This window comes from Actinophytocola sp., assembly GCF_049647105.1.
Taxonomy (GTDB): Bacteria; Actinomycetota; Actinomycetes; order Mycobacteriales; family Pseudonocardiaceae; genus Actinophytocola.
On record NZ_JBARWZ010000164.1, the window covers coordinates 1 to 10,388 of the forward strand.

Below are 10,388 nucleotides of genomic sequence, written 5' to 3' on the forward strand. Positions count from 1 at the left end.
CGGCCCCCCCAGGGCCGCCGCGTCCGGCTCACGCAGGCAGTGGCGTGTCCATGACCGGCGGCAGTGTCGGTACCTCCGAGCCGCCGTCGGGTTCCACCGTCACCCCGAGGAAATCGGCGTCACCGAAGCCCGAGATCTCCAGCACGGCCTCGCCGTCGTCCGGGTCAAGGAGACCGGCGGAGATCATCGTGCCTTCGTGGCCCGTCCACACCTGCAAGTCCTTGCCGTCGGGCGGGGCAGGCAGGTCCTCGGTCAGGAGCAGCATCCGGTTGACGGACCGCGACATGGCCACGACCATCCGGCCATCCTCGCCCTTGTCCACCGTCACCAGCTTGGCGTCGCCTGCGCGCAGGATCTCCGACATCTCCGCCGCCTGCGCCCTGGTCTGGTCGAGCTGGTCGTCCTGCCGCACCACGACCACGCCGAGCGCGACCGCCGCGATGAACAGCACCGCCGCCGCCATGCTCGTCAGCCGCAGCGCGAGGTTGCTCCGGTCCCGGCGGCGCAGCGGCGTCACCGTGGTCTGGGGGGATTCCTGCCGCACCGTCCTGATCTGGCCGAGTACCCGGGACCTCAGCTCGGGCGGCGGGTCGGCCGCCGCGGCGAGCGCCAGCCGGGTCGCGGTCTCCTGCAGCTCCCGCACCTCCTGTGCGCACGAGTCGCACTCGGACAGGTGCCGCTCGAACTCCTCGCGTTCCGGACCGGACACCGCGTTCAGTGCGTACGCGCCGGTCAGCGAGTGGATGTCTGCCGTGGTCATCACGCCACCCCCAAGCAGTCACGCAGCCGGATGAGGCCGTCCCGCAGCCGCGTCTTGATGGTCCCCAGCGGGGTGTCGAGCAGCTCGCCGACCTCGCGGTACGTGCGGCCACCGTAATAGGCGAGCAGTACCGACTCGCGTTGCAGATCCGTCAGCGTGCGCAGGCATCTGCGCACCTGTTCCTGTTCGAGCCGCGTCGTCACCTGCTCGGCCACCTCGTCGAACGGCCTGCCCATGTCGCGGCGGCCGACGGTGTCGTCCCGGTCGGCCGCGGCCTGGGCGGACCGCACCCGGTCCACGGCACGGCGGTGCGCCAGCGTCATCGCCCATGTGGTCGCGCTGCCGCGTTCCGGCGAGTACCGGGCGGCGCTGCGCCACAACTCGACCATGACCTCCTGCACGACCTCCTCCGACTGCGCCGGATCGCGCACGATGCGCCGCACGAGACCGAAGATCGGCTTCACCAGCAGGTCATACAGCTGCTCGAACGCCGGTTCGTCGCCGCGTGCGACGCGCTGCATCAGCTCGGCGCCGATCTCGTTGGTCGATGCGGTGCGCGCGTCACGCAGTCTGCGTACCCGCTGCGCTCGTTCGTCCATGACCACCCGCTCTCATCTCCCCCTCGCAAGCCCCGGGGAGCCGCTCGCGGTCGCCCTGTCGGATGAGTCGCGTCGCAGGCTCCGTTCCTTCCTGTTCAGCTCTTCGGAGCAGCCGGGCGGCCGGATTGCCCACCCACGATCCCACGGTGTGGACGGGATTGCCGCCTCCGGATGGGGGATGGCACGCTGTTGGCGTGCTGACGAGTGTGCTGAACCGCAGGCGGGGCTATCTCGCGCTCCGTCGGGTCGCCAGCGCGCTGTGTCAGTCTCGGTGAGTTGTCGCGTCCTTACCGCACTCCCGAGAAGGCATTCCTCATGTTCGCCGTGCCGGCCAACACCATCCCGTCCGCTTCCGTCGCCCCGACGGTCCACCCCGCGCTGATCGCCCGTGCCTACGCGGCCGACCGCGCGAAGTGGGCGCACCTGCTCCGCTACGACCCCGACGAGCGGTTCGCCGTGCTCGTCGAGTCGACCGGCGAACAGGAGATCTGGCTCATGAGCTGGCTTCCCGGCCAGGAGACCGACCGCCACGACCACGGCAACGCCACCGGAGCGTTCACGATCGTGTCGGGCACGCTCACCGAGCACGTGCTGCACCGAGGGGTCACGCTGGCCCTGTCGTCGGGCCAGTCCAGGGTGTTCGGACCGGGTTACGCACACCACGTGCGCAACGACGGCCCTGACCCGGCGGTGACACTGCACGTCTACCGCGCGGCGCGCACCATGAGAGTGATCCCTACTGGGGACCGTCCTGCCTCGCTCGCAGGCTGACGTAGTCCGGCACCGCCACGTCCGATGGCAGGTGCTCGCACGGTTCCGGCGTGCCCCAGTTCCGTACCAGTGGCAGCACCCCGGCCCAGTTCGCGCCGACGCGGTCCGGGGTCAGGTCCTCCGGTTCCTCGCCCGGCCCACCGGTGCGGATCTTGACCGCGGCCTCGTGCAGGTCCAGTGCGAGCACCGCGGTCTTCGCGAACTCCTGCGGGCTCGGGCCACGCGCGTGGTCCCACGAGCCGGGTGCGATGTGCTCGGTGATCACGCGTAGCGCGTTGAGCTTCGCGTCGGGGTCGGTGACCTGCCGGGCGGTGCCGTGGATCGTGGCGGAGCGGTAGTTGACCGAGTGGTGGAACACGGCGCGGCTGTAGATGACGCCGTCGAGCAGGGTCACGTTCACGCATACCTCGGCACCGGTGCCCGCGCGCAGGCTCGCCGCGCCGGTCGACCCGTGCACGTACAGCGTCCCGTCGTCGTGGCCGTAGCCGGTCGGCATGACCACCGGATGGCCGTCGGGCGTGACGAACGCGAGGTGGCACACGATCCCCGCGTCGAGCACGGCGGTCAGCGCCGCGCGGTCGGTCACGGCCCTGTTCCTGCCGCGGCGGATGGTGCTGCGTGGGGTGGGTGAGAGCGTCACGTCTCTTACTCTGACGAGCCGAGTGGCATCATTGAAGGGCCACGACCCCTCGATTCTGGAAGGCCACTTTTCATGCCAGAGACCCCGGTCCTCCCGGTGACGCTGGACCGTGAGTCGCCGACGCCGCTCGCCGTGCAGCTGGCCGAGCAGCTCAGGGCGGCCGCGGGGGACGGCAGGCTCCGCAGTGGCGACCGGCTCCCGTCCACTCGTGCGCTCGCAGGAGAGCTGGCGGTCAGCAGGACGGTCACCGCCGCCGCGTACGAGCAGCTGCACGCGGAGGGCTGGATCGCGGGCAGGAACGGGTCGGGCACCTACGTCACCACCGCACCGCCGGGAACCCTGCGTGCCGACCGGAAACCGGCCCGCCGCGACACCGGTCGCGACGACGTCGTCGACCTCACCCCGGGCTCACCGTGGGCGGAGGGCATCGAGCAGGCGGCGTGGCGGCGGGCCTGGCGGGCGGCCTCGCACGTGACGCCGATGGTGCGGCCGCAGCGGTCCGGCCTGCCGGAGTACCGGGCGGCCGTCGCCGAGCACCTGCTGCGCCACCGCGGTCTGCGGGTCGGCGACAGCGACGTGCTGCTGGCGACCTCGGGCACCAGCTCGGCGGTCGCGGAGCTGGGTCGCGCGGTGCTGCGGCCCGGCGACGCGGTGGCCGTCGAGGAACCCGGCTACCAGCGGGCGGTCGGCGCGCTGCGCACCGCGGGCCTGCGGGTCGTGCCCGCGACCGTCGACGCCGACGGGCTGCTCGTTGAGGCGATCCCGGCGAACGTGCGGGCCGTGTACTGCTCGCCCGCCCACCAGTACCCGCTCGGCGGCCGCATGTCCGCCGCCCGCCGGGTCGCGCTCGTGGAACGGGCGAGGGAACAGGGCTGGCTCGTGGTCGAGGACGACTACGACGGCGAGCTGCGCTACGACGTCGCCCCGCTGCCACTCCTCGCCGCGCTCGCCCCGGACGTGGTCGTGCATCTGGGCACCACCAGCAAGATCCTCACGCCAACGCTCGGCATCGGCTGGCTGGTGGCGCCGCCTTCGGTGGTCACGGCCGTGCTCGCGCACCGCGACGCCACCGGCATCGGGCCGGCGCCCGCGGGTCAGCTCGTGGTGGTGGAACTGGCCAGGGGCGGCGACCTCGGCAGGCACCTGCGCAGGCTGCGGCGCGAGCTGTCGGAACGGCGGTCGCTGGTCGTGGAAACGTTGGTGCGCGGCGGGGTCCGGGTGCTCGGCGACGACGCGGGCGCGCACGTCGTGGTCCCGGTGCCGAGTGCGGACGACGAGCGGGCGCTCGTGCGCGCCGCGCTGGCACGCGGGCTGCTGCTCGACGGGCTCGCCCGCCACCACGTTGGCAGGGCCCGCTGGTTCGGGGTCGCGCTCGGATATGCCGCCTGTTCCCGTGACCAGCTCAAACGGGCGCTGCCGGTGCTCGTCGATTTGGTGGGGCCTGGTGCGGGGTAGGGTCGCGAGCCATGGCCAGCCAAGAACGCATCCGCGTCGCAGTGGTGTTCGGTGGGCAGAGCACGGAACACACGGTGTCCTGTGTGTCCGCGGCGAGCGTGCTCGCGAACCTGGACCAGGAGCGGTTCGAGATCCTGCCGGTCGGCATCACGCAGGAGGGTTCGTGGGTGCTGGGCCCTGCCGATCCCGCGACGCTCGCGATCGACGGTCGCACGCTGCCCACGGTTTCGTCCGGCACCGCACTCACCCTGCCCGCCGACCCGACGGCCGCGAACCTGGTCGTGCTCGAACGCGGCCGTGAGGGCGAGATCCTGTCCGCTGTGGACGTGGTGTTCCCGGTGCTGCACGGCGCGTACGGCGAGGACGGCACCATCCAGGGTCTGCTCGAGATGGTCGGCCTGCCCTACGTTGGCGCCGGGGTGCTGGCGAGTGCCGTGGCCATGGACAAGGAGTTCACGAAGAAGGTTCTGAAGGTCGAGGGTCTCCCGGTCGGCCCGTACGCGGTCCTGCACCGCGGCGACGCCACCCTCACCGAGGAACAGAAGGAAAACCTCGGCCTGCCGGTGTTCGTGAAACCCGCCCGCGCGGGCTCGTCGACCGGCATCACGAAGGTGTCCGACTGGGCCAGGCTCGACGAGGCCATCGCGACCGCCCGCACCATCGACCCGAAGGTGCTGGTCGAGTCGATGATCGTCGGCCGCGAGGTCGAGTGCGGCGTGCTGGAGTTCCCCGACGGCCACGTCGAGGCGTCCCTGCCCGCGGAGATCCGCATCACCGACGACTCGCTCGAGTTCTACGACTTCGAGACCAAGTACCTCGACGACGCGGCCGAGCTGGACATCCCCGCCAAGCTCGACGACGCGGTCACCGAACGGCTGCGCGCCATGGCGGAGAAGGCGTTCTGCGCACTCGACTGCCAGGGCCTTGCCCGCGTCGACTTCTTCGTCGGCGCCGACGGCTCGCTGGTGATCAACGAGCTGAACACCATGCCCGGGTTCACCCCGTCGTCGGCCTACCCGAAGATGTGGGCCGTCACGGGCCTCGACTACCGCACGCTCCTGTCCACACTGGTCGACACGGCCATCGCGCGCGGCACCGGCCTCAGGTAGCGGGCAGGACCTTCGCGATCGTCGCCGACATCTCCTGCACCACACCGGTGCCAGCGTCGTCCGGGATCGTCAGTGCGACGTAGACCGCGCGGTCGACCGTGTACCAGGTGCTCGCGCCGTCGCCGTCGACCGGCAGCCACGTCACCTTCGACACCTCACGCAGTTGGGCCGTCGGCGCGTACTCGGCAGGCTTCGGCAGTCCGCAGCGCACCACGACCGGCTCGCCCCGGTCACCAGCCCACGCGGCCGAGGCCGGGGGAGCGGGGTCGGCGAGCGTGAGCCGGGCCAGCTCGGCGCCCTTGCTCGGCAGCTTCGCGGGCAGCGCGTCGACGAGCTTCGCGCACTCGGGCGCGTCCGCGTCCGGCGCCTCGACCCCGGCCAGCGCGAGCGGGCCGGTGCGGGCGTTCTCCGCCGATGGTGACGATGGTGTCGACGGGGTGGCCTCGTCGGTTGCCGACCCGCCGACGACCTGGCTCGCGATGATGACGCCCACCACGAGTACCGCGGCGAAACCGGCCGCGATGAACAGGGTCACCCGGGACAGGGGTTGCTCGGACACGCCCCAACTACAGCACGCGTCAGAGATGGACCACCGGGCAGGTGAGGGTTCGGGTGATGCCGTCCACGTTCTGGATGCGGGCCACCACCAGCTGGCCGAGCAGGTCGACGTTGTCGGCCTCAGCCCGCACGATCACGTCGTAGGGCCCGGTGACATCCTCCGCGGTCGTCACACCGTCGATCTGTGCGATCTTCGCGGCGACCGCGGCGGCCTGGCCGACCTCGGTCTGAATAAGGATGTATGCGTGGACCACGGCGCGCCCCTTCGTGTCTAGCTGGACTCAAGAGGTAGGAACGTGAGCAGCAAAAGGTATCGCAGTTCCGGATCGTTTGGGATCCGACTATCGGAGGTGTTGTGACCGACAATAGAGGAGGCCCAGCTCATGATCCACCCGAAACCGTCGCGGACGTGGGCGAGTTCGGGCTGATCGGGCGAATGACGGCGGGCCGCAGGCAGCCCGCGACGACCCTGATCGGGCCCGGCGACGACGCCGCGCTCGTCGCCGCGGCCGACTCGCGGGTGGTCGCGAGCACCGACGTGCTCGTCGAGGGTGTCCACTTCAGACTCGACTGGTCGACGCCGGAACACGTTGGGCGCAAAGCGATCGCGGTCAACATGGCGGACCTCGCCGCCATGGGTGCGGTGCCCACCGCGCTGCTCGTCGGCCTCGCCTGCCCGAAGACCACCAGGGCCGACGTCGCCCAGGCGATCGTGGCGGGCATGTGGGAGGAGGCGGCGCGGGCCGGTGCGGGCGTCGTGGGCGGCGACGTGGTCACCGCGAGCGAGATCGTGATCTCTGTCACCGCATTGGGTGACCTACAGGGACGAGAGCCGGTCACCAGGGGTGGCGCGATGCCGGGTGACGTGGTCGCGGTGGCGGGCCGCCTCGGCTGGTCGGCCGCCGGGCTCGCCGTCCTCGGCCGGGGGTTCCGCTCGCCGGTGCAGGTGGTGGGCGCCTACCGGGTGCCGGAACCGCCGTACGAGGCCGGTCCGCTGGCCGCGCTCGCGGGCGCGACGTCGATGATCGACGTGTCCGACGGGCTGCTCGCCGACCTCGGCCACCTCTGCGAGGAGTCCAATGTGGCCATTGACGTGCGGACCGACCTGATCGAGGTGCCGCAGCGGCTGGTGGACGTGGCGACCGCGCTCGGCGCCGATCCCGTGCACTGGGTGCTGACCGGTGGTGAGGATCACGCGCTGGCCGCGACGTTCCCCGAACCGGCCGCCGTGCCAGCCGGCTGGCGCACGATTGGCACCGTGACCAGGGGAACCACGGTGACCGTCGACGGCGGGAGGTACGAGGGCGGCGCGGGCTGGCAGCATTTCCGGTGAGGCGGTGCGTAGGTCAGAATCGCGAGCGTGCGGATCGAAGTGCTGACCTACGATCACCCCGACTCGGTGGCGCTGATCGCGGACGTCCAGCAGGAGTACGTCGTGCGGTACGGCGACGAGGACTCGACGCCGGTCGACCCGGCGCAGTTCTCGCCGCCGCTGGGACTGTTCCTCGTCGTGTACGTCGACGACGTGCCAGCGGCGTGCGGCGGCTGGCGTGCCCACGACCCGGACGCCGAGATGAAGCGGATGTACGTGCGCCCGTCCTTCCGCGGTCTCGGCCTCGCGCGGGCCGTCCTCGCCGAGCTGGAGCGGACCGCCGCCGAGGCCGGGTACGAGCGGCTGATCCTGGAGTCCGGGGATCGGCAGCCGGAGGCGCTCGCGCTGTACGCGTCGGCCGGCTACACGCCGGTGCCCCGCTTCGGGACGTACGCGGACGCGCCGGAGGCCGTGCACCTCGGGAAGAAGCTGGAGGCGTCGTGCCCATCTACGCACTAGGCGACAAGGAACCCGCGATCCATCCCGACGCGTACGTGCATCCGGACGCGACGGTGATCGGCGACGTCACCATCGGCGCGTTCGCGTCGGTGTGGCCACAGGCGGTGCTGCGTGGCGACGCCGGTTCGATCACGGTGGGCGCGCGGACCTCGGTGCAGGACGGCACGGTCGTCCACTGCACACAGTGGCACCCCGCGGTGATCGGCGCGGACTCGGTGGTCGGCCACAACGCGCACATCGAGGGCGCCGTGGTCGGCGACCGGTGCATGATCGCGTCGGGGTCGGTGCTGCTCAACGGTTCCGTGGTCGAGGACGGCGCCGTGCTCGGTGCCGGTGCGGTGATGTCGTTCAACGGCCACCTGCCAGCGCGGTGCATGGCACTGGGCGTCCCGGCCAGGATCCGGGAGGGCTACGAGGTGCCGGAGGAGATGGTGTCGGGCATCGTGGAGAACTACGTGCGGCGGGTGTCCGAGTACAAGGCGGGGCTCCGCAAGCTGTCGTAGCGATAGGGATAAGGTCCAGCGGGTGACCGCACGACCGCTGCACGAAATCGTCGAAGCCGGCTGGGCGGAAGCGCTCGCGCCCGCCGCCGACCGCATCGCCGCCATGGGGGAGTTCCTGCGCGCGGAGATCGCCGAGGGCCGCGAGTACCTGCCGTCCGGGGAGAATGTCCTGCGGGCGTTCAAGCAACCGTTCGCGGACGTGCGCGTGCTCATCGTCGGACAGGACCCGTATCCCACGCCTGGCCACCCCATCGGGCTTTGTTTCTCGGTGGCGCCGGATGTCCGGCCGCTTCCGAAGAGCCTCGTCAACATCTACAAGGAGTACGGCGAGGACCTTGGCCACCCGATGCCGTCGAACGGCGACCTCGGTCCGTGGACCGAGCGTGGCGTGCTCCTGCTGAACAGGGCGCTGACCGTGCAGCCCGGCAGGCCGAACTCACATCAGGGCAAGGGCTGGGAAGAGGTCACCGAGCAGGCGATCCGCGCTCTCGCAGCGCGGGGCGGTCCGCTGGTGGCCATCCTGTGGGGCCGCAACGCGCGCAACCTCAAGTCCCTGCTCGACCCGGTGCCGTGCGTCGAGTCCGCCCACCCGAGCCCGCTGTCCGCGCACAACGGCTTCTTCGGCTCCCGCCCGTTCAGCCGCGCGAACGAGCTGCTGGAGAAGCAGGGCGCGTCAGCGATCGACTGGAAGCTCCCGTAAACACCCGCTCGCCTCGGTAATCTGGGCGGGTGGGTAGTCCGGACGGCCCGTCGACACGCTCCCGATCCCGTGCCGTGCCATGGCTCGCGGGCCTGTCGACCACGCTCGGGGGTATCACGGTCGGCATCGGGGGGAACCTCGTCGCCGCCGACATCGGATTCCGCGGCTTCGCCATCCTGTCGGCGGTGGTCGCGATCCTGGCGGCCGCCGCGTGGCTGCGGGGGTTCAAGCCGGACTTCGTGCTCGTGGTCTGGGTCGTGCGCGGGTTTCTGCTCATCGCGGTGGCCGCCGTGGTCGTGGCGACGACCGTGGACGCGACTCAGGCCGGGTACGCCGTGCTGGCGGCGGCGCTGGCCACCCTCGGGGCGACGTTGATCCGCTCGGACCCGTTCGACCGGCTGGCGATGCTCGGCGCGGTGACGCTGATCGCCTACGGAGCCGGTCTGCTGGCCTCGGCCGGGGAGCTGACGAGCCAGGGACGGTTCGCCATCACCACCGTTGGCGTGCTGATCGCGATGCTCGGGATCGCGACCCTGGGACAGGGCAGGCTGATCGTCGACTTCGCCAGGACCACGGTCGAGGTGATGCTGGACGAACCGTTGCCGGGCTTCTACCTGCCCGGCTTGTTCTTCGCGTTGATGGGCGTGCTCGCCGCTGCCAACGGAGCTGTCCTGATCGCCGCCGTGGCGTTCGTGGTCATGGTCGGCGCCGCGGCGATCGGCTTCGGCCACAACCGTCGTCGGCCGACGCTCGTCGGGCTGGGCGCGGTGCTCGCGGGTCTGGCGATCGCCTTCGGCGGGACGTTCGCGATCATCGCAGGAGCGGCACTGCTCGGCGCCGCGGCCACCGGTATGGGAGTGACGATCATCGTCGCGGGGTTCACGTACCTGTCGCGACGCGGCGTGCTTGGCCGGTTACGGAACTGGCTCGGCGCGGCGAAGCAGTAGTTCCGGGCACAGCAAACCGGGCCACTGGCGATGCCAGGGCCCGGCTCTGTGATCTTGTGGCGCTCGGTATTACCCGCGGGTGACCTTGCCTGCCTTCAGGCAGGAGGTGCACACGTTCAGACGCTTGCGCTGCGAAACACCGATCTTCGCGTGCACGGTCTGAATGTTCGGGTTCCACCGGCGGCTCGTACGCCGGTGCGAGTGCGAGACCGACTTGCCGAAGCCTGGCCCCTTGCCACAGACGTCGCAGACGGCAGCCACGTCAGGCACTCCTTTCAACAGTGGAAACTGGCCGACTGGCCAGTAAGCTTGCGGCTCGGCTCACGCCGAGCAGGCAAACACAGGGTAACGGCACGCGATCCGGGTCTCCAAACCGCCCCACTAGTCTCAAGGCCGTGAAGTTAGGTGGTTGTGGTGTTGGTCAAGGGTCTGCCGGTGTCAGGATGTGGATGCTGATGGTGGCTTTGTAGCTGGTTCGGTCGATGTTGGGGCCGCGAGCTTGGTATTTGGAGATG

Annotated in this window: 14 protein-coding genes; 8 read left to right on the forward strand and 6 right to left on the reverse strand. The window is 70.8% G+C overall.

Annotated features, from left to right (window positions below; genetic code table 11):
• Positions 1-28: 28 nt before the first annotated feature.
• On the reverse strand, positions 29-760 hold the full coding sequence (locus WBA97_RS20560) for an anti-sigma factor (RefSeq protein ID WP_424232498.1): 732 nt from the start codon (positions 758-760) through the stop codon (positions 29-31).
• Positions 760-1,359 (reverse strand): ECF RNA polymerase sigma factor SigK, encoded by a 600-nt coding sequence (sigK, locus tag WBA97_RS20565; RefSeq protein WP_424232499.1) that lies wholly within the window; start codon positions 1,357-1,359, stop codon positions 760-762. The genes WBA97_RS20560 and sigK overlap by 1 nt, the downstream gene beginning before the upstream one ends.
• A 315-nt stretch (positions 1,360-1,674) precedes the next feature.
• Between sigK and WBA97_RS20570 the strand changes: the two genes are divergently transcribed.
• Positions 1,675-2,130 (forward strand): cysteine dioxygenase, encoded by a 456-nt coding sequence (locus WBA97_RS20570; RefSeq protein WP_424232509.1) that lies wholly within the window; start codon positions 1,675-1,677, stop codon positions 2,128-2,130.
• Here WBA97_RS20570 and WBA97_RS20575 read toward each other — a convergent pair.
• Positions 2,096-2,770, reverse strand: coding sequence for a pyridoxamine 5'-phosphate oxidase family protein (locus tag WBA97_RS20575; RefSeq protein WP_424232500.1), 675 nt, complete (start codon positions 2,768-2,770; stop codon positions 2,096-2,098). The genes WBA97_RS20570 and WBA97_RS20575 overlap by 35 nt on opposite strands.
• A gap of 72 nt (positions 2,771-2,842) precedes the next feature.
• Here WBA97_RS20575 and WBA97_RS20580 point away from each other — a divergent pair, with 72 nt between their 5' ends.
• Positions 2,843-4,225, forward strand: coding sequence for a PLP-dependent aminotransferase family protein (locus WBA97_RS20580; protein ID WP_424232501.1), 1,383 nt, complete (start codon positions 2,843-2,845; stop codon positions 4,223-4,225).
• An 11-nt stretch (positions 4,226-4,236) separates the two neighbouring features.
• Positions 4,237-5,334 carry a D-alanine--D-alanine ligase family protein gene (locus tag WBA97_RS20585; RefSeq protein WP_424232502.1) on the forward strand — a complete coding sequence of 366 codons (1,098 nt, stop codon included), beginning with the start codon at positions 4,237-4,239 and terminating at the stop codon, positions 5,332-5,334.
• Here the strand turns inward: WBA97_RS20585 and WBA97_RS20590 are convergent.
• Together WBA97_RS20590 and WBA97_RS20595 are read right to left on the reverse strand one after the other, a co-directional pair.
• Positions 5,327-5,893, reverse strand: a complete 567-nt coding sequence (locus tag WBA97_RS20590; RefSeq protein ID WP_424232503.1) for a DUF3515 domain-containing protein — start codon at positions 5,891-5,893, stop codon at positions 5,327-5,329. The genes WBA97_RS20585 and WBA97_RS20590 overlap by 8 nt on opposite strands.
• 19 nt (positions 5,894-5,912) lie before the next feature.
• Positions 5,913-6,146, reverse strand: coding sequence for an Lrp/AsnC ligand binding domain-containing protein (locus WBA97_RS20595; RefSeq protein WP_378058454.1), 234 nt, complete (start codon positions 6,144-6,146; stop codon positions 5,913-5,915).
• A 101-nt stretch (positions 6,147-6,247) separates the two neighbouring features.
• Between WBA97_RS20595 and WBA97_RS20600 the strand changes: the two genes are divergently transcribed.
• From WBA97_RS20600 to WBA97_RS20620, 5 genes are read left to right on the forward strand one after another with little or no spacing between them, the layout of a single operon-like run.
• Positions 6,248-7,225 (forward strand): thiamine-phosphate kinase, encoded by a 978-nt coding sequence (locus WBA97_RS20600; protein WP_424232504.1) that lies wholly within the window; start codon positions 6,248-6,250, stop codon positions 7,223-7,225.
• Between the two features lie 27 nt (positions 7,226-7,252).
• On the forward strand, positions 7,253-7,723 hold the full coding sequence (locus WBA97_RS20605) for a GNAT family N-acetyltransferase (RefSeq protein WP_424232505.1): 471 nt from the start codon (positions 7,253-7,255) through the stop codon (positions 7,721-7,723).
• Positions 7,705-8,226 (forward strand): gamma carbonic anhydrase family protein, encoded by a 522-nt coding sequence (locus WBA97_RS20610; protein WP_424232506.1) that lies wholly within the window; start codon positions 7,705-7,707, stop codon positions 8,224-8,226. The genes WBA97_RS20605 and WBA97_RS20610 overlap by 19 nt, the downstream gene beginning before the upstream one ends.
• Before the next feature lie 22 nt (positions 8,227-8,248).
• On the forward strand, positions 8,249-8,926 hold the full coding sequence (locus WBA97_RS20615; protein WP_424232507.1) for a uracil-DNA glycosylase: 678 nt from the start codon (positions 8,249-8,251) through the stop codon (positions 8,924-8,926).
• A 29-nt stretch (positions 8,927-8,955) separates the two neighbouring features.
• Positions 8,956-9,873, forward strand: a complete 918-nt coding sequence (locus tag WBA97_RS20620; RefSeq protein ID WP_424232508.1) for a hypothetical protein — start codon at positions 8,956-8,958, stop codon at positions 9,871-9,873.
• 69 nt (positions 9,874-9,942) lie between these two features.
• Here WBA97_RS20620 and rpmB read toward each other — a convergent pair whose 3' ends face one another.
• Positions 9,943-10,134, reverse strand: coding sequence for a 50S ribosomal protein L28 (gene rpmB / locus WBA97_RS20625; RefSeq protein WP_075124203.1), 192 nt, complete (start codon positions 10,132-10,134; stop codon positions 9,943-9,945).
• Between the last annotated feature and the right edge of the window lie 254 nt (positions 10,135-10,388).